The sequence below is a fragment of the Enterococcus sp. DIV0175 genome, from assembly GCF_050529075.1.
GTDB lineage: Bacteria > Bacillota > Bacilli > Lactobacillales > Enterococcaceae > Enterococcus_B > Enterococcus_B thailandicus.
This window is the reverse complement of record NZ_CP172880.1, coordinates 694,417-713,831: the sequence shown is the minus strand read 5'-3', so window position 1 is coordinate 713,831 and position 19,415 is coordinate 694,417. Positions and strand designations below refer to the sequence as shown.

Genomic DNA, 19,415 nt, shown 5'->3' with positions numbered 1-19,415 from the left:
ATTTGCTCCATTCTTTTGATTATGGGACATCTTCAAGCGCCCATTCTAAAGTTCCTTTATAAGTCCCTAACAATTGTTTTTCTATCGGTATTTTCAGACTGAGTCCCTCTGTATCATTCCAACCGTCTGATAAATTTGTTTCGCCATCTTCTGTTAGCTTACCTTCTTCAACGGGAATTGATTCACTAGTAATATTGATTGTTTCCACATCATTCGTGTAATAAAATTGTCCCGCTAAGCTATTATGGTCCGAAACTAAAGGAGATTTTTCTTTCAACGTAATTCGCCAAGGATTTTTTTCAGCTCCCCGCGTATCAGAAACAATTAAGTTTCCAATTACATTGGGTGTATATTTTGTTCGGATACTGCTAACTTTTTGCGTACCAAAATCAAATGTTTCAGGTACAGCCTTCAGTTCTAAGGTTCCTATGACAACTATTTTTGTTGCAGCTTTAAAGACAGCATCGCGGTAAGCATATTCTTCTGCAGGCTGAATGTTCCCAACTTCAGTATTCGTTTTTGGTGGATCCGGAATTTGTGTTATTTTGCCACTTGTATCCTGTAAAAAGATTTGTAGTACATCATCTTTCTTTAAACTTAGATTTGAAAGGGACAACGTCCATTTTCCTTCACTAGAAACATTCGTAGTATTGGTTTGCCTTTCACCATTTAGTGTTATCGTAACGATTGCCCCAGCTTCACCAGTTCCTGATAGCTCTTTGACCAAAGGTGATAAGGTTTCACCGCTATCGATAATGGCTGGTTCTGGAGGTGTAACATCAATTACAAGATATTTTGATGCTTCTTCCGAAATCCATGGACCTCTTTGCGCTGTTGCCTGCATATCTTTTCCTGCAAGATTAAATGATTCTGATTGATAACTTGCATAGCCATTTTCATCTGTCAATAAATCTTTCGTTACTTTCCCGTGGGTATCAGTAATTGTCACATTTGCTTGATTTTTGGAAGCATAAACAGGAATATAGCTAACTTCTCCGTCAGCATTTAATCCATTATTATCTGGCACATAACCGATAATCACTCTGGCTTTAATTGTTTTATCTGCATCTGTAACAGGAACCCACTCAACGACAGGGTTTTGGTTCATTCCTGAGATTCTACGATAATTTTTTTGAGAAAAAGAATTCAATCCCGAGGTAGTAGCACTAATTTGTTCATTTGAGCCATTACCGGTTACTGAAAATTGAGCTACTTTTGTATATGTTTCATCTGAGGGGCCTAGAGGTTGGGTAGCTAACTTCCACAAATCAATATCAGAATCGACAATCTGAAAAAGATTATCCGTATAATTTCCCATAGCAACTTGAACTGCTGTGTAGCCATCTCTTAAATTACGAATGTCGTATTGAGCAGGACTATTCAAAATAAACTTGTTATTTTGTCTTCTAACATTTCCCGTACCTAGTCCATTGGCAGACAAATTAATCAGTGGCTGATTACTTACACCAATCGTGTAAAAGTAAGCCCCTGGTTCAACAATCAAATAATTATTGTCATTACTATAAGCTACAACTGAACCAGAATTTTGTTTACTAGTTAAGTTAACGATTGCCCCTGCTTTTATAGTCATTCCTGCACCATCCATATCAAATCGAACAGCATTTCCGGGCATATTTACATTAAATGTACTATTTTCTCCCACCGTCAATGCTTGATAATATGAATAAACTGCTGGATAAGTCGTACCCGTTGTCTGACTTTGTGTTAAATCGACACGACAATTTTTTCCAATCGTAAATTCTTTGCTTGCACCTGTGGATGTATCTGCTGCAGCAACGTTATACCAAAAAATCGAGAAATTGTAATAATTTACATTCCCTTTGTAATTGGTACCATCTTCCATTTTCAAACTACCTAAATAGAAGTTTTCCGCACGTGTATCGATGTCCATTTTTCCATATACGGTTACTTCAGAATAAGAGGCTCTTGCCAACCTTTGGACATCGGGTTCCGTTGTAATATTGCCAAAACGATATCGCCATTTCCCGCCATTAGTGTAATTTAAACGAGTGCCCACAATGTCTTCACTATTTGCTCCACCGTAACGTTGATTAAGCACGATATCATGCATATGAAAATTCCCTGATCCTGTTGGCGAACCCAGCTGAATAGATGTACTTTTGAAATCCACTCGATGACCTCTACCATCTATTTCTAAGTCATTTTTTCTCGAATAGTTGGTTAAAGATGTATCTGTATTACTGGGATTGTCAAAATCACCTGTCAAAATAATCTTAGTGACTGCTTCGTCTCTAATAGCTTGAACAAATGTACTCCAACTGGATACTTCTACACCGTCAATAGCTGCTTCTCTTGTAGTGATTAGCGCATTGCCCTCATTTTTTTCTTCTACTTTAGACGTTTTCTTTGTAGTATCACTTGATTCTGTAGTACTTTCATTCCCATTTTCACTTGAAGAAAGTGTCTCACGGGTTGAATCAGCTGTCGGAATGTCGCTCGTTTCTGTTTGCTGATCAGAAATATCCGTGTTTAATCGTTCTGAAATGTCTGTATCAGGTAATTCATTTTGAGTGGTTTCAGAACTGTTTGTAATAGAGTCTGAACTAAATGTATTGACAATAGGAGAGATATTGGTCGCTAATATGCCGCTTAACATTAGCGTAACTATTTTTCCTTTGAACATATCTCTTTCCCCCTAATCTCTAAATTCCTGGAACATCCGTTAACGTCCAAACTAATTTTGTTTGGTATTTAACCGCATCTTTAGGCGTTGAACCAGGTACAGCTAATTGGATAGCCTTTGTAACATTTACCTTTTGTGCATCACCATTTTCATCAACTTCTTCTACTTCTTCTACAGCTCCCCAATAGGTTGCCCAAGTTCCAGCACCAGCTTCTGCTTTGGCTGTTGTCACAACAGACTCCTGTCCAGGTACTAAAGCAATATTATCTTTTGCATCAGGAGCTACTACGTTTTGTGCATTACTATTCACTGTTGGATCATTTAAAGTAATTTGTGCACCCGTTAAAACATTATTCAATGTTTGTGTTGTCGAAGTTAATTGAGTCTCTTGTTTAACTGTCAACGTCCAACCACCGTTTGTTCCGCGATTGTCAGAAATCTGAACAAAGTTCGCCGTATCTTTTTGGTCACCTTGATAAGCTTGTGCTCTGGCAAAGTAAACTTGATCTTTATTGGAGATACGATTTTTACCAAAATCTAAACTAGAAGCATAGTCAATTGACAATGGTCCTTGTGTTCCTGGATTTGGCCCATTTGGATCTGTTGGATCAATTGGGTTTACTGGTTTTTCTGGATCTGGATTTTCTGGATCAACTGGAACAGTTGGATCTAAATTAGGAATAAATTCTACGAGTCCATTTGAGTCATACTGTTTGTTCTCTGCTGCATATCCTTCGATAGATGTCGCTAACAGTCCTAAAGTGCTAAAAGCTAACAGACCGATGAGTTGCTTTTTCATTGATACTCTCCTCCTCAAACTTAGTTATTTGGTGTATTTTCCAAAGACCATACTAATTTTGTTGAATATTGTTGTGCTAATTTGACCGATTTCCCTGGTACTGAAAGTTGAACAGCGTCTTTGTTTTCTTCTTCATTGGCACCAAAACGATAAACCCATGTTCCAACGCCAGTTCCTTCTTTCGCATTGATTGCAAGCGTATTACTTGCTCCAGGTGTCAATATTAAATCAGCGTTCACAGTTGTTGGTGTATATTTTGCGTCAACTAATGAAGCAGCTTGTCCCTTTGTAAATGCTAACTGTGCGCCAACTAACTCTTCACCTGATGCTGTTTTGAATTGTTCTGGTTGTGAAAGACTTAGCTTCCATCCTGCCAACGTCCCCCTTTTATCGGTAACTTGGACATAAGTCGGTTTTTTAGAACCATCTGTCATTTCATCTGGTGCTGCGTAATACACTTTATCTGCTGTAGAGATTTTTTGTACACCAAATTTAAATTTTGAACCATAATCAATCGATAATGCCCCACCTGTTCCTGGTCCTGGAGGATCCACTGGATCTACAGGATCTGTTGGATCTGGATTTTCCGGATCGACTGGGGGTGTTACCTCTTCGTCCCCTGCTTCAAAAGTAATAATTCCTTCTGAGTTGTATTCTTTTGGAAATGTTTCCTCTGCAGCCACTTGAATCGAGTGTGCCATCAAACTGAATAGCAAAGTAGTTGACATCAATTTAACCATCTTTTTCATCTATCAAATTCCCCTTTTCTCTTTTTCATAAAAATAAAAATGCTTACTCCGATTAACAGAATAACCCCCACATGCGTAAAAGCTGGATAAGTATAATCTCCTGTACTTGGTAATATGACTTGGCCAGTTGATAAATAATTATTAGATCCTGCTACCCAATCAGATCCAGAATTATTTGAATCATTTTTATTCTCGTACTCATATTTACCATAAAAACTCGCTTGTCCATTTGAGTCATAGTTCTGCTCTATTGCATTTATTTCATTTGTAATCCCTATTACACAAAAAAATAGCAGTAGAACACTCATCATTTTTAAAATATTTCTCATATGCTACTCCTTTCTTGTCTTTTTGTGATTTGATTGAACTGGCCTCCAACCATACTTAATTATAAAAAAATAAAAAACTTGTTTCTTTCAAACTTTTTACTTAACTATCAAAAAAAAATATATAAACCGTTATGTGCCAACAATTGTTAGCGTTTACACACGGGATTTTTTGACCGCTTTCTTTTTTTGTATTGCAAATCATAGTTATTATTTTATTTTTCTTAATCGTTATTCATACACAAAATGATTATTCCATTAAGGCAATCAAAAAGAGAGCAGAAAAACAGATTATTCGCTGTTTTCTTGCTCTTTCGATAGAAAAAAAGACAACGATCAATTACGATCGCTGCCCTATGCTTTTTGTCTTAAATAGATTGTTCTTTTCCAAAATAATGTTGCCATTTTTGACGCATGCTACTAGTCATTGGTTGAGCAGCTTCTTTCACTGCACAATACTTATCAACAAATGTCACAATGTAGCTTTCTTTATATTTGGGTGGTGCAATGGTTGCTCCCCACATATGTTTCAAGATAATATCACGTTCTAAATCAGATAGTTCCGTGATTTTTTCTGCATTTTTCACAGCAATTCTTGGGTGTACATACGCATGTGAACCTTCATCAAATTTAGTCGTTCGCCAGTCGTAATAAAACAGATCATGTAAAAGCCCAGCTCTTGCTGTTGCCTTAGCATCCCCGCCCCATTTTTTCGCTAATAAATAACTATAATAAGAAACACTAATGGAATGTTCCAATCGTGTTGAGTGGACATGTTGCGTGTAGTCGGCTAATTTTTTCACTGCATCTGTTTCCAAAAGATCTGCTACATAAGACATGTATTCTTCGTCTTCACGCCATTTTTCTGTCATATTTTCAATCTGCCACCTTTTGATTTTCGTTATTTCTGAAATTGACCATAGTATATCACCTGAAACGATAAGATTCTAGCTACTGAGCAGTAAAATAAGAAAGCTTAATAGTTCCTTAACTAAACTGCAAAGTGGTACAACAAGATACCTGTCGCCACACCTACGTTCAATGATTCAGCATTTCCACTCATTGGTATATAGATATTTTTATCTGTAAAGTTCAATAATTCTTGGCTAACTCCCTGTCCTTCATTTCCCATAATAATGGCAAAATTAGCCGGTTTTTCTACTTCATTCAACGCAGTTGCTGCTTCATTCAACTCTGTTCCATAAATCATAATCCCCTGCTCTTTTAGTTGCTGAACAGCAAGTGATAAGTCCATCTGGATAACAGGCAAATGATAATTACTGCCTTGCATACTTCTTAACACTTTCGTACTGTATAAATCAGCTGTTCCCTGGCCAAGCAACACGCCTGCTAAGCCAAAAGCGTCAGCTGTTCGAATCATCGTCCCCACATTTCCGGGATCTTGGACATTATCTAGCAACAACCAGCCACCCGAAAAAACTGGTGGTTCCATTGCTTCACGTGCTACAACAGCAAGGATTCCCTGTGGTGTTGGTAAATCAGATAAGGCTTGCATGACTTCATCTGTTACGAAAAATAATTCAATCTCAGCTAGTTTCTCTAGCCAAGTTTGCCATTCTCTTTGACCTTTTTGGGTAACATAAATTTCTTTGATGACAGCATTTGCAGCCACTGCCTCTTCAATCAAGTGAAAACCTTCTAAAAGATAAGTGCGATTTTCTTCGCGATATTTTTTCTTATGCAATTTTTTCAATTCTTTGATTCGTGGATTTTTTGCGGATTGAATTTCTTTCACCTTTTTCACCTCACTTGATTATAGCATGTATTCAAGGCTGTAACTTGTTTCTCTCCTAAAAAATAGTTATCATAAAGATAAGAAAATGAAAGCGGGTGACAACTTATGCGTAAAGTCAAAATGAATGTCCAAGGTCGCGTCCAAGGTGTTGGTTTTCGTTACACAACAAAAATGGTTGCAGATCGTTTAGGAATTTATGGAACAGTAAAAAATGAAGAAGATGGTTCCGTTACAATAGAGGCCGCAGGCGAGGATGAACAAGTAGAAAGCTTCATTAAAGAGATCAAAGATTCACCCAGTCCTGCTGGTCGAGTGACCTATCTCGATTTACAAGACAATCCGTGGATGGATAACCGAACAAGTTTTGACGTCATCTACTAAGAACTTCATGAAAAAGGAAAAAACAGGTTTCTGATTTTCCTCTTTATTTTTTCTGTGTATTCTGGGGACAGTTTCCGAACATTTCTATGACTTTTCTATGAAGTTGATTGAATTATGAAATTTTTTTTAGTATAGTTAATTTTGTGTAAAAATTATGGAAGAGGAAGTATTTTATGAATAAATGGAAAAATTGGTTATTGGGATCTGGACTAGTTACTGTCCTACTTTTTTTATCCGGTTGTGTTCGAACTGACTCGCATGGAAATCCTGACACATCAGGTTTTGTCTATCGAGTTCTTGTTCATCCGATGGGGCAAGCAATTACCTATTTAGTAGAAAATTTTAATTGGTCTTATGGCTGGGCCGTTATTGTTTTGACTATTATCGTTCGGTTAGTAATCCTGCCTTTAGGTATTAGCCAATCGAAAAAAACAATGATCCAATCAGAAAAAATGCAAGCGTTAAAACCACAAGTATCAGCTGCACAAGAAAAGTTAAAAGCTGCTACGACTCGTGAAGAACAAGTCGCTGCACAAGCAGAGATGCAACAAGTATATAAAGATAATGGGATGAGTATGACTGGTGGAATTGGTTGCTTACCCTTGCTAATCCAAATGCCTATCTTCTCAGCACTTTACTTTACTGCCCGTTATACTGAAGGAATCCGCGAATCAAGCTTTTACGGAATCGATCTTGGCTCACCAAGTTTAGTGTTAGTTGCTATCGCTGGTATTGCTTATTTGCTTCAAGGATATATCTCAACGATTGGTATTCCCGAAGAGCAAAAGAAAACCATGCGTACGATGCTGATTGTTTCACCAGCAATGATTGTCTTTATGTCAATTAGTGCACCAGCCGGCGTTACGCTGTACTGGGTAGTTGGTGGTATCTTTAGTTGTATTCAAACATTCATTACGAACGTTTTGATGAAGCCTCGTTTAAAAGCTCAAGTGGCTGAAGAATTGAAACAAAATCCGCCCAAGCAAGTCGTGACACCTCGAAAAGACGTCACACCTGCTGAAACGAAAAAAGCACCTAAACAAGTCAATACACAACAAAGAAATAATTCATCAAAAAAACGAAATGCTGGTAAACAAAACCGTAACTAAAATTTTTATTTCAAGCATTTTACTTTCAACAAGAAAAAGAGTGGCTGATCCTTCGATCAGCCACTCTTTTTCATGATGTATAATTTTATTCATCCTCTTCTTCATTCGTCAGTGCAATCATTTGATTAACAGAAACGATATTTTGCTGACCGGAAGTAATAAAATCAACAGGTGTATCAAGCAATGTCCCATTGATAAACTCAATCACCATTGGCATATTCATCCCTGCATAAAGTTCAATCGCTGCGCCTTCCATAATCATACGAGAGATGACATTGCAGGGCGTCCCTCCCATTAAGTCACAAAAGACAACATAGGAGTCTAATTCATCTGTGACTTGTAAAAATTTTTCTTTAAAGTCTTCTACTCCATCTGATTCTAACAACGCCACCGTATGAATTGCTGTTTGTGGTCCCATAATCATTTCTGTACTTTTTTTCAAGGCTTCACATAATTGACCATGACTAATCAAAACTAACTCTTGACTCATTTCTTACACCCCATTATTTTGAAATCACACCAAGGGCTGATAACGCAACACAGACAATCAAAACAATAAAGATAGCGCGTGTAGATGTCATATTTTTCTTACCTAACATCCAATACACACCACCAACGATTGCTGCTGGTAAAAGCTTAGGTAAGATCATATCAATATTATTTTGCATATTTAACGTCACATCACCAATGCTTGGTGCCCAAGAAAATTTTACATTGACCATCGTTGCTACTAAAGCGCCCACCATGAAGACACCGAGTAAAGTTGCTGCATCAGTTAACGCAGTGAGCCGCGATTGCATTGTTGTTACCAAGGAAATTCCTTCCTTATAGGCAAACTCCAATTGCTTCCAACGAAAGACCATGACTGCAATTTGAGCCGCGATCCAAATGAAAACACCCGCTGGATTTCCATTGATTGCCATGTTCGCAGCCAATGCACCAAAAATAGTTGGAATAAGTGCTGCGAAGATCGAGTCACCAATTGCGGCAAAAGGTCCCATTAACCCAGCTTTCATCCCAGAAACGGTTTGTTTTGCTGCAATGCCTTCCTTCTCTTCAATTGCAAGGTCGATACCAGTTACAATCGTATTAAAGAAGTTTGACGTATTAAAAAACTGCGTATGCGTTTTCATTATTTCTTTTAATTCAGGTGTATCATCACCATAAATTTTACGAAGTTGAGGTAAAATCGTATACAAATAACCTGAACCTTGCATCCGTTCATAGTTCCAACCTAGTTGAAAGGTGAATAAGCTTCTTCGATTGATTTGTTTAAAATCTTCCTTTGTCAATTTATAATTAGATTTCGTCATCTTCGATTTCCCCCTCAGCTGATTCTACTTGCTCGCTTGCTACTGGTTTTTGATTGTGATTGTTCTGACCATTTTTATAACTAATTGCTGCTAATGCAAATCCAATCAAAGCAACAGCTAACATTGGTAATGAGTTAAACGTTCCTGGCATTTCTTTCACTACACTTGCGACACTTGTTCCAAGTAATTGAACGTTTGAGAAAAGTGTTGCTAACAATGCAGTAATCGTGAAACCTAAAACAAGATATGGAAAATGTTTCTTAACAGGTAGATAACGTAATAAGATAGCAAACCCAACTGCTGGCAAAACAGCTCCGGCTACAGACAAACCATCACCTAGCCATTTTAGGTCACCATTTAACACACCAACAACATTTTCAACTAAGCCGCCACCAAAAGCCAAAGCTAAGAAGACAGGAACTAATCGAGAAAGTGACCAAGGTAAGGCACCCATCAAGAAGTTTCGTTCAATTGCTTTATAATTCATTGTTTCAACATGTCGATCAATTCGATGTGTAAAATACGTATTTGCAAAGCGAGCTAAAATATCTAATTGGATCATCAAACTAGCTACCGGCACAGCAATTGCTGCAATCGCTTGCTCAGGATTCATTCCAAGCGAGATAGAGAATGCCGTCGCTAAAATCGTCCCTGAGTTTGCGTCAATCTTAGAGGCACCACCAAATGTCCCAACACCTAACACTGTTAACTGCATACTACCACCAATAATAAGACCAGATTGCAAGTCACCCATCACTAAACCTGCAAATAAACCTGCAAACACGGGTGCACTCATTGACGAATAAATTTGTAACTCATCTAAAATTTGATAGCCTGCGTATAATGATAATAATAAGATCTGCCACCATTGAATATCCATGAATTATTCCTCCTATTTTGTTAACAGACTCATAAAGTCTTCGGCTTTGTCACTTGGGACCATTTGGGCAATCAGGTGTACACCTTTGGCTGCCAACTGCTTAAATACGGACACATCTTCTTCTACAACATTGATTGACTTAGTAATCGATCGAGTTTCATCTGTTTGAGACATATTGCCAACATTGATTTCTGTTAAAGGAACGCCTAATTCAACTAACTTCAATAAACGATCTGGCTTCTTTGCAACAATCAGCAATCGTTGCGAATCATACTTTCCAGCTAAAATATTAGTTGCTGCTTTTTCTACTGGTAACACGCTTAACTTTACTCCGGCTGGTGTAGCAAGCTTTAGACCACTTTTTTCGATTGCATTCGTTGCTACCTCGTCGTCCACTACCATGATTCGCGTAATATTTAATTTTGTTGTCCACAAATTCGCTACTTGTCCATGAATCAGTCTGCCATCAATCCGTACGCCAATAATTGCCATTTTGCTTCGTTCCCTTCTATTTTTAAATATGTGATGTTACTATAAAAAGCAATCGAAACCGCTTACTTTTTCTTCAATTAAAATGAAACTGTTATGCTTTTTCATACCAAGGTGTCGCTGTTTGTTCCACAACTTCATTTAATTCCTCGATGTTTGCCCGACCAGTCGTTTGCAACCAATCAATTGCGCCTGCTCGACCACTCTCAACATAGGCTTTTACACCGTCTTTCCAAGTTGCTCGGCCACAAAGAACACCGTTAAAGTCCGAACCAGATTTGTGGGCAAAGACCAACGTTTCTTGGAATAATTTCGTTGACACTCCTGCACTTAAGAAAATAAATGGTAAATTCGTTGCTTCACTTTGCTCTTTAAAGAATTCTTGTGCTTCAACTTGTGTGTAGCATGTTTCGCTAGTAGCAAACCCCTCAACGTAATTCATATTGACAGGCACTTCGACTTTTAATACATCCACTTTATAGTTTGGCCGTGAAAATTCTTTCATCATCTCAATGACTTTATGGGGTTTGATTTTCGCATATTCAATTGAATTACTATCTGTAATTGTTGCATCATAAGAAACCAATTCTAAGTAAAAAGGACGATCCTCTCCTGCGCACTCACTTCCTAAACGTTCGACAAAAACATGTTTTACATGATTGATTGCTGGGTCTTCATCTACGTCATAATATAGTAAGAATTTAACAGCATCTGCTTGCGCTATTTTTAAACGTAAGGCAGACCAATCTTCGAGCAAATCAGGTAGACGTCCTGGTTTCGTCGCATCATACCCCGTTTTTTCATAAGCTAATAACAAGCCTGCTTGTTCGTCACGAGCGTTTGCCGCAGGTAAGCCATACTCTGGATCTAACAAAATAGCAGAAGCAAAAGGTGTCAGTTCACTTGAAACGAGGGTTTTAAATTCGCTGATTTGTTCTGCTGTCGCATCCATTCCTAGTGCATTCATCATTTTTTTCAGTGCACCACGTTGATCAATTGCTAATGCACTGATTTTCCCGGTTTCTGTGGATAATCGATTCATTGCTGCTTGTTTTTCTGTTGTCAAGTTCACTTATTTTCTCCTCTTTTCTTTAAATTCCTGGATAGTCGTGAATCGTTACTCCCTTAACAACACGATTAACGGTTCCGCTTGGTGAAGGAGTATCTGGGGTATTTCCGATTTTGATGGATGTCAACAATGCAATCAGTTGTGCAACTAAGATCATCGCTAAAGATAGGTACCCATCAGGCAAACGAATTTCAGTTGCTTCGATTTGGAAAGTTTGACCAGAATAGTTTATTTTTCCAGGTTGAGCAATCGCAATCGCTTGTTTCGCAATTTTATCTCCGTGAATTTCTTCTAAAATATCTAAATCATAGGTTCGTGTGTAAGGCTGATTGTTGACAAATACAAAGACGAGCGTTTCGTCATTTACAAATGATTTAGGTCCATGACGAAAACCCATGGAAGAATCAAAACTAGTAGCGACTTTTCCCGCAGTTAATTCTAAAATTTTAAGTTGTGCTTCTCTTGCCAAACCTGCTAAGCTACCTGATCCTAGATAAACAATTCTTTGAAAATCTGGCGAAATCAATTCCTTAATCTCAGTTGCTCTGTTTAAGATATCCTTACCCAACGTTGATAAAACGGTTACATATTTTTCCTTTGTTTCATCCGGTGTTTGATCAAAAATCAGTAAGGCACTTAACATCATGCACGTAAAACTTCCAGTCATTGCAAAACCAGCATCATTTGATTTTTCAGGCATCAATAATAAAAAGTTGTTTGCATCTTTTTCTGCTGCTTTAGCCAAACTTCCCTCTGCTGCACAAGTAATCGTTAAATGAAAAATCGTCGAAACAACTTGATTTGCGAGCTCAACTGCCGCTAAACTTTCAGGGCTATTCCCACTGCGTGCAAACGATACAAGTAATGTGGGTTCGTCTGGAATTAAATAATCTTGTGGTGCAGCAACGATATCAGTTGTTCCAATACTTTGGAAAATAAACTTTTGTGTTTCACCATGTCCATTCAAATAAGGAACAATTGTATCTCCAACATATTGAGACGTTCCCGCTCCAGTGAAAATCACTCGGATACGTTTTCCATCTGCTGCTTCATCCATTTTTTCAAAAAATTCTTTGAGTTTTTCTTTTTTTTCCTTCATGATTGTAACGGTTTCTTGCCATAATTCTGGTTGCTGTTGAATTTCACTAGCCGTGATTGCTGCACCTAGCTCTTTCAACTTTGTTTTTTGTTCAAGCATTTGACTTCCTCCTTAATTACTACGTACGTGCCGAATTTTATAATGGAACTGATCTGCTCTGGCAACGCTGACTGTGTATTCGATAATTTCATTTTTATGATTGTACGTCGACCGAATCAAATGTAATACAGGTGCACTATCTGCGATACGTAATAAATCGGCGTCTTTCTTTTGAACGATGCTCGCATAAAATTCTTCATCTGCAAACTGGACGATTTGATTGTAGTCTTGTGAGAAAACATCATATAAGGGTTTACTTTCAAGTAACGGTAAATCTAAATTCATAAATAATTTAACTGGCAAGTAAGAACGTTCTACCATCAAGGGTTCTGCATCTGCCAATCGTAATCGTTTGATTTTAAACACTGGTTCACCAAGCATTATATTCAAAGCTTGGGCAATTTTCTTTGTTGCTTCGATTTGACGAAATTCTAAAATAACTGTCTTAGGTAGTCTGCCTAATTCTTTCATTGCTTCTGTAAAACTGTATGCTCCAGCTAAGTTGGATGATTTCACAGATAGATCAGAGACAAATGTACCTTTACCATGGCGGCGATAAATGCAACCTAGTGTTTCTAATTCTTGTAAAGCTAAGCGAACAGTCGTGCGACTAACGCCGTAATGTTGACATAATTCTCGTTCAGATGGCAGTTGATCGTGTGCTGTCATCTGCGTTTCGATTCGATCTTTTAATACATCAACAAGTTGATAGTATAATGATTTTCCTTTGCTTGAGCTCTCCATTATTTTTTCCTTCCTCTAACTGGTTATAACCACATGACAAGAATAAAAATATTTCTCTATTTTGTCAAACCTTTTTTTTAAAAAAATTATACATTATCAGTATTATCAAGGATTTTTTTTCATTTCAGAAAAGTACCAGACTGATACCAGTTGATAAAATTATGACACTTATTGCTTGATAATGGCTTCTAATGCAAAAAAACTGAGACAAATTTCATTGTCTCAGTTCTAAATAAACTTATTTTTTTGAAAAAGTATGGGCCCGCTATCTCAATGAAGCTGAACGTTTGGTGCCACAACCTTATTCACGGTGTTCCCCAAGCAACTCCTCAAAATAATTCATAACTGTCCAAAAACATGAAAAGCTATTTTTGTCAGTTGCTCATTATTTTTTTGGAGCTGAACGCTTGGCGCCACAACCTTATTCACGGTGTTCCCCAAGCAGCTTCTTTGGCAATAAGTCCTCTTTTCTTAAAATATGGAAAACTATTTTTAGAAAAGTATTCTTATTGCTTGAAGCTTAACTCTTGGTACCACAACCTCATTTTGTCATAATCTTATCCAAGCTTGCCAAAGACAACGCCATAAATGCAATTTCTTTCAATTGCGTTAAACGGTTGGCACGTACTGCTTGATCTTCCGCCATAACCATTGTTTGATCAAAATATTCTTCAATCAATGGGCGCAATTGGACTAAGCTTTCATAGCTTTCACCTAATGTTTGTGTTGCAAAATTAGCTTTTAACTCATTCACAGCTTCATTCAATGCTGATTCTGCTTCATTTTCAAATAATGCGGGGTCTACTACACCAACTTCTGTTGTTTCTGCTTTTTTCGCTAAGTTGATGACACGTGTCAAAGCTTCCATAGATGGTTTGAAATCTGCATCATTCAAATGTTCTTTAAATAATTGTGCTGCGCTAAAGACTTTTGTTAAATCTTTTTGTTCCGCATTCAATACTGCGTCAATCACATCGTGACGAATTTCTTTAGTGACTAATAATTGGCGTAGACGTCCTTTGATAAATGAAAGAACTTCGCCTTGACCACTGGCTAAGTCAATTCCAAAACGTGTTAGATCTTTACTGATTTCTTCATCAATAACTTCTTGCAATTTAGCTAACGGGAAGCTCCATCCTTTTGATTCAACGATACGAACCACACCATAAGCTTGGCGACGTAAAGCATATGGATCGTTTGATCCACTTGGTACCATTCCTACAGCAAAGAAAGAAAAGATACTATCTAACTTGTCTGCAACTGCTAAAACCGAACCAATAACTGATTCTGGTAGTTCACCTTCGCTTGAAATTGGCATGTAGTGTTCACGAATCGCTTTCGCAACTGCAGGTTTTTCACCTTCAAGTAACGCATATTTTTCACCCATGATTCCTTGCAGTTCAGGGAATTCACCGACCATATTCGTCACTAAATCAAATTTATAAATTTCGGCAGCTCGTTGAAGATCTGTTAATTCTGATTCAGATAACCCAACTTCTTCCCCAATAATGCGGGCAGCGATTTGAACACGTTGCATTTTTTCATAAATGCTACCGATTTTTTCATGGAAAGTAACTGATTTCAGTTTTTCTACGTCTTCTGCGATTGAAACTTTCTTGTCTTCATTGTAGAAAAATTCAGCATCTTCTAAACGTGCAGTCAATACTTTTTGATTTCCTTTAATAACATTGTCTAATTTGACAGCATCTCCATTGCGAGCGGAAATAAAGTGAGGTAATAACATTCCTTGGTCATTTCGAACTTCAAAGTAACGTTGATGCTCTTTCATTGAAGTTACCAAGACTTCTTCTGGTACAGAAAGATATTTTTCTTCAAAATCACCAGCAAAAACAGTTGGATATTCTACCAAGTTATTTACTTCTTCAAGCAACTCTGGATCAAGGTCAATTACCCAATGATTTTTTTCTGCTAATTTTTGTGCTTGGCTAACAATCATTGCTTCTCTTTTTTGTGGTGAAGCAATCACAAACTGCTCATTCAATTTATCTTCATATTCTTTCGCATGGTCAAAAGTGATTGGTTCGCCTAAGAAACGATGTCCACGAGAAGTACGACCTGTTTCAACATCTAATACGCTAAATGGAATGACTTCATCATCTAACAACGCAACGATCCAATGAATTGGACGAATATATTCAAAATCAAAATTTGCCCAGTGCATTGTTACAGGGAAAGTTAAACTTTTAATTACATCTGCCAACCCAGCTAAAACTTCAATTGCAGGTTTTCCGTGCGTGTATTTTGTAACATAAACATATTCAACATCTTTTAATTCTCTAAAAGTAATATCAGCTGTTGTTAGTCCTTGCCCACGAACAAATCCTTCGGCTGCTTTTGACCAATTTCCATCAGCATCTAATGCAATTTTTTTTGCAGGTCCCTTGATTTCTTCTTCACTGTCTGCTTGGCGTTCAGGAACATTTACTACTTTGATTGCTAAACGACGCGGTGTTGAAAATGTTTCGATTGAATCATAAGTCAATTGATGTTCATCTAAAAATTTTGCTGTTTTTTCTTCTAGTTGCTTCATGCTTGGTGTTACTACATGAGCGGGCATTTCTTCTAGTCCAATTTCTAATAATAAGTCTTTTGCCATCTTATTCAGCCTCCTTAACTGTTTCTGGATTTGCTGTGTTCTTGTTCAATAGTGGGAATCCTAATTTTTCACGCTCTGCAACAAAGATTTTTGCTACCGCGCGAGCCATATTTCGGATTCGAGAAAGATAGCCAGCACGTTCTGTAACTGAAACAGCGCCACGTGCATCAAGTAGATTAAACGTATGGCTACATTTTAAGATGTAATCATATGCTGGATGAACAAGGTTTTCATCAATGCAGCGATTCGCTTCTTTTTCAAAACGATCAAAATTTTGTAACAATAATTCTTGGTCACTGACTTCAAATGAATATTTTGAGTGCTCATATTCAGGTTGTTTGAAAATCTCACCATATTTCACGCCTGCCGACCATTCAAGATCATAAACACTTTCCACTTCTTGGATATAAGAAGCTAAACGTTCTAACCCGTAAGTGATTTCTGAAGTCACAGGTTTGCATGGTAAGCCACCTACTTGTTGGAAGTACGTAAACTGTGTAATTTCCATTCCATCTAACCAAACTTCCCAACCAACACCAGCACAACCCATTGAAGGATTTTCCCAGTTATCTTCAACGAAACGAATATCGTGTTCCAGTGGGTCGACTCCTAATAAACGTAAACTTTCTAAATATAATTCTTGGATATTTTCTGGTGAAGGCTTCATCACGACTTGAAATTGATGATGTTGATACAAACGGTTTGGATTTTCACCGTAACGACCATCTGCAGGACGACGTGAAGGCTCCACATAAGCTGCATTCCAAGGTTCTGGTCCAATGGCACGTAAAAATGTGTAAGGACTCATTGTTCCGGCACCTTTTTCTGTGTCATAGGCTTGCATCAGCATACAACCATTTGATGCCCAAAATTTTTGTAATGTTAAAATCATGTCTTGAACGCTTAATTTTTTACTCATAGTATAGTACCCCTTTCATTTCTTACAAAGCTTGCACGACTGGATAAAATGCGACGACTGAACCTGGAATCAACTTCACACGAACAACGTCTGTCTCAGCTAATTGTGCAGTAATTGAATAAATCGTTTCTTCTGGTCTGGTGGTAAAGCTTTCTTTCACTTGTTCTTGGTCATCAACAACACTGACTGCTAATGCGACACTTGAAAGAATTTTGATTCGGTTTTCTTTAAACTCTGTTGCCGGGATTTCCATGTCAAATTGCATCTTGATTTCCTCCTAAAAATACAAAAAGTCCCTATGTCTGACTACAGACATAGGGACGAATAAATTCGCGGTTCCACCCTACTTCCGAATAAACATTCGGCAGCTTCGTTTCACGTACTCCCAAGCGCCACTTCAAAAATCGATTGTATTCGGCTCACACTCTCCCGAACTCGCTTTTACCCACGTATTTTTTACTCTTCTTGATCAACGTACTATTTTTATCTACGGTTAATAATAGCCGTTTCGTTACTCTTTTGTCAAATTTTTTTATTGACCAATTAAATTTCTTTTTTTCTCGGCTCACTCATGATCTGTAGGATCAGCTGACAAGGGTGACTCGGGTTCCTCAGCTACTTCTTCTTGCTCAGTAGCTGGGGCGTCACCTTTTTTCTCTAATGGTTTGAGCACATGCTCCCATGATTTCATTTGATCAATAAATTTTTTGCTTTTAAGATGAATCCCCACATATTCTTCATAAAGCTGATCAATCAATTGACGAATCGCTTGCTTCGTTTCTTCTTTTAAATGGATTCCGTTGATTCTCTCATAAGAAATAGCAGAAAACATACGTGCAAAATAAACAGCTCGAGGATCCGCGTGATACCTTCTTGGATCAAGGGACCAATGACGTTCGCAAATCACACCGCCATATTTTGAAGAATAATCAAATTTTCCTTGTGTTTCACCGCAAACCGCGCAATGCGTCCAAATCGGTGCAATCCCAAATCGTTGTAGGATTTGGATCTCAAAAATATTGGTGATGATTTCTGCATCGTCTCCTTGATTCATTCTTTCCAACGCTTGTTGCGTAAAATGAAAAAGATTCGGATCATATTGGTGATCTTCAATTGCTGCATCAACCAAACTTAACAAATAAGTCCCATAGCCACTCAAAAAAATATCTTCTTGAATTTTACGATAGGCATGAACATCTTTGACACTCGTGATAAAAGATAGACCCTCACTTTTAAAGGTGCCAATATAAACAGCTTGAGTAAACGGTCGAATAGCAGGTGCTAATGGCTGGTTTTGTCGATGGATACCTTTGACATAAAACATCATTTTCCCCGCTGATTCTGTAAAAATCTTGACCAATTTATCTTTTTCTTTATAGTTGCGACTAGAAATAATCAAGCCTTTTGATTCAACCAATTGACTCAATCGATTCCCCTCCTCAAAAAAAGAAATCTGGAAAAAGTATTGCTACCTGTCCAGATCCGTTCTTTTTTACTGATTTTAGTATTCGTCTTTACGGTAACCAAAGTCTTGGAGATAGACTTTTTTGTCACGCCAATCCTTTTGAACTTTTACCCAAAGTTCCAAGAAAACTTTATCACCGAGTAAACTTTCAATATCTTTACGCGCTTTTGTTCCGATTTGTTTCAACATTTTTCCGCCTTTGCCAATGATGATTCCTTTTTGGCTATCACGTTCAACAATGATCGTTGCTTGGATTTGAATTTTATCATTTTCATTACGTTTCATCGAATCAACAACGACTGCTACGGAATGAGGAACTTCGTCACGAGTCAATACCAGTACTTTTTCTCGAATCAATTCTGAAACAACAAAATATTCTGGATGATCTGTTATTTGATCTTCTGGGAAATATTGTGGCCCCTCTGGCATTTCATCCACTAAAGTTTCCATCAAACGATCCACATTGTTTCCTTCAGTTGCAGAAATCGGCACTACTTGAGCAAATGGCATCTGTGAAGAATAATCTTCGATAATACTTAGCAACTCATCTGGATGGATTTTATCAATTTTATTGATAACTAGATAAACAGGTGAGGTTACATTTTTTAGTCGTTCAATAATAAAATCATCCCCACGGCCACGCTTTTGATCCGCACTAATCATAAACAACACAGCATCTACTTCTTTCAGTGCGCTGTAAGCTGCTTCGACCATGAAGTCACCTAAGCGATGTTTGGGTTTATGAATTCCTGGCGTATCAATAAAAATCAATTGTGCTTCTGGTGTCGTGTAGACTCCTTGGATTTTATTTCTAGTTGTTTGTGCTTTGTCACTCATGATGGCAATTTTTTGACCAACGATTCGATTCAAAAGTGTTGACTTACCAACGTTAGGGCGTCCAACAATGGCAACAAATCCTGATTTATGTTCTGGCAT

General features: G+C 37.7%; 20 protein-coding genes. 2 read left to right on the top strand and 18 right to left on the bottom strand.

Features of this window, described 5'->3' with window-relative positions:
- Positions 1–19 precede the first annotated feature (19 nt).
- The 6 genes from IGJ76_RS03500 to IGJ76_RS03475 all read right to left on the bottom strand — a co-directional run bounded on the left by IGJ76_RS03500 (position 20) and on the right by IGJ76_RS03475 (position 6,295).
- A complete protein-coding gene (locus tag IGJ76_RS03500; RefSeq protein WP_430596728.1) occupies positions 20–2,665 on the bottom strand; it encodes a pectate lyase-like adhesive domain-containing protein in 2,646 nt (881 codons plus the stop codon).
- Between the two features lie 19 nt (positions 2,666–2,684).
- Entirely contained in the window at positions 2,685–3,464 is a 780-nt protein-coding gene (locus IGJ76_RS03495) for a WxL domain-containing protein (RefSeq protein WP_430596727.1), read from the bottom strand.
- Between the two features lie 20 nt (positions 3,465–3,484).
- Positions 3,485–4,213 carry a WxL domain-containing protein gene (locus IGJ76_RS03490; RefSeq protein WP_270660435.1) on the bottom strand — a complete coding sequence of 243 codons (729 nt, stop codon included), beginning with the start codon at positions 4,211–4,213 and terminating at the stop codon, positions 3,485–3,487.
- Complete coding sequence (locus IGJ76_RS03485) at positions 4,210–4,542, bottom strand: LPXTG cell wall anchor domain-containing protein (RefSeq protein ID WP_071868704.1); 333 nt, start codon at positions 4,540–4,542, stop codon at positions 4,210–4,212. The genes IGJ76_RS03490 and IGJ76_RS03485 overlap by 4 nt, the downstream gene beginning before the upstream one ends.
- Before the next feature lie 365 nt (positions 4,543–4,907).
- Positions 4,908–5,411 carry an HD domain-containing protein gene (locus IGJ76_RS03480; RefSeq protein ID WP_067483904.1) on the bottom strand — a complete coding sequence of 168 codons (504 nt, stop codon included), beginning with the start codon at positions 5,409–5,411 and terminating at the stop codon, positions 4,908–4,910.
- Between the two features lie 119 nt (positions 5,412–5,530).
- A complete protein-coding gene (locus IGJ76_RS03475) occupies positions 5,531–6,295 on the bottom strand; it encodes a TrmH family RNA methyltransferase (protein WP_270344653.1) in 765 nt (254 codons plus the stop codon).
- A 105-nt stretch (positions 6,296–6,400) separates the two neighbouring features.
- Between IGJ76_RS03475 and IGJ76_RS03470 the strand changes: the two genes are divergently transcribed.
- A complete protein-coding gene (locus tag IGJ76_RS03470; protein WP_067483900.1) occupies positions 6,401–6,676 on the top strand; it encodes an acylphosphatase in 276 nt (91 codons plus the stop codon).
- Positions 6,677–6,849: 173 nt separating this feature from the next.
- On the top strand, positions 6,850–7,785 hold the full coding sequence (gene yidC / locus IGJ76_RS03465; protein ID WP_067483898.1) for a membrane protein insertase YidC: 936 nt from the start codon (positions 6,850–6,852) through the stop codon (positions 7,783–7,785).
- Positions 7,786–7,870: 85 nt separating this feature from the next.
- Here yidC and IGJ76_RS03460 read toward each other — a convergent pair whose 3' ends face one another.
- From IGJ76_RS03460 to era, 12 genes are all read right to left on the bottom strand, one after another.
- Positions 7,871–8,275 carry a PTS sugar transporter subunit IIA gene (locus IGJ76_RS03460; protein ID WP_071868702.1) on the bottom strand — a complete coding sequence of 135 codons (405 nt, stop codon included), beginning with the start codon at positions 8,273–8,275 and terminating at the stop codon, positions 7,871–7,873.
- Positions 8,276–8,288: 13 nt separating this feature from the next.
- On the bottom strand, positions 8,289–9,098 hold the full coding sequence (locus tag IGJ76_RS03455) for a PTS system mannose/fructose/sorbose family transporter subunit IID (RefSeq protein ID WP_067483896.1): 810 nt from the start codon (positions 9,096–9,098) through the stop codon (positions 8,289–8,291).
- Entirely contained in the window at positions 9,085–9,978 is an 894-nt protein-coding gene (locus tag IGJ76_RS03450) for a PTS mannose/fructose/sorbose/N-acetylgalactosamine transporter subunit IIC (protein WP_430596726.1), read from the bottom strand. The genes IGJ76_RS03455 and IGJ76_RS03450 overlap by 14 nt, the downstream gene beginning before the upstream one ends.
- A gap of 12 nt (positions 9,979–9,990) precedes the next feature.
- A complete protein-coding gene (locus IGJ76_RS03445) occupies positions 9,991–10,470 on the bottom strand; it encodes a PTS system mannose/fructose/N-acetylgalactosamine-transporter subunit IIB (RefSeq protein WP_067483894.1) in 480 nt (159 codons plus the stop codon).
- Positions 10,471–10,561: 91 nt separating this feature from the next.
- The gene (gene lacD / locus IGJ76_RS03440; protein WP_067484145.1) at positions 10,562–11,533 is read right to left on the bottom strand and encodes a tagatose-bisphosphate aldolase; all 972 of its coding nucleotides are present in this window, start codon (positions 11,531–11,533) and stop codon (positions 10,562–10,564) included.
- Between the two features lie 25 nt (positions 11,534–11,558).
- Complete coding sequence (locus IGJ76_RS03435) at positions 11,559–12,734, bottom strand: SIS domain-containing protein (protein WP_067483893.1); 1,176 nt, start codon at positions 12,732–12,734, stop codon at positions 11,559–11,561.
- 12 nt (positions 12,735–12,746) lie between these two features.
- The gene (locus tag IGJ76_RS03430) at positions 12,747–13,478 is read right to left on the bottom strand and encodes a GntR family transcriptional regulator (RefSeq protein ID WP_067483891.1); all 732 of its coding nucleotides are present in this window, start codon (positions 13,476–13,478) and stop codon (positions 12,747–12,749) included.
- Between the two features lie 541 nt (positions 13,479–14,019).
- On the bottom strand, positions 14,020–16,095 hold the full coding sequence (glyS, locus tag IGJ76_RS03425) for a glycine--tRNA ligase subunit beta (protein ID WP_067483890.1): 2,076 nt from the start codon (positions 16,093–16,095) through the stop codon (positions 14,020–14,022).
- A 1-nt stretch (position 16,096) separates the two neighbouring features.
- Positions 16,097–17,014: a glycine--tRNA ligase subunit alpha gene (glyQ, locus tag IGJ76_RS03420; protein WP_067483888.1), complete on the bottom strand. Its 918-nt coding sequence runs from the start codon at positions 17,012–17,014 to the stop codon at positions 16,097–16,099.
- Between the two features lie 22 nt (positions 17,015–17,036).
- Positions 17,037–17,279 carry a hypothetical protein gene (locus tag IGJ76_RS03415; protein ID WP_067483886.1) on the bottom strand — a complete coding sequence of 81 codons (243 nt, stop codon included), beginning with the start codon at positions 17,277–17,279 and terminating at the stop codon, positions 17,037–17,039.
- Between the two features lie 300 nt (positions 17,280–17,579).
- Complete coding sequence (gene recO / locus IGJ76_RS03410; protein ID WP_067483884.1) at positions 17,580–18,440, bottom strand: DNA repair protein RecO; 861 nt, start codon at positions 18,438–18,440, stop codon at positions 17,580–17,582.
- A gap of 75 nt (positions 18,441–18,515) precedes the next feature.
- Positions 18,516–19,415: a GTPase Era gene (era, locus tag IGJ76_RS03405; RefSeq protein ID WP_067483882.1), complete on the bottom strand. Its 900-nt coding sequence runs from the start codon at positions 19,413–19,415 to the stop codon at positions 18,516–18,518.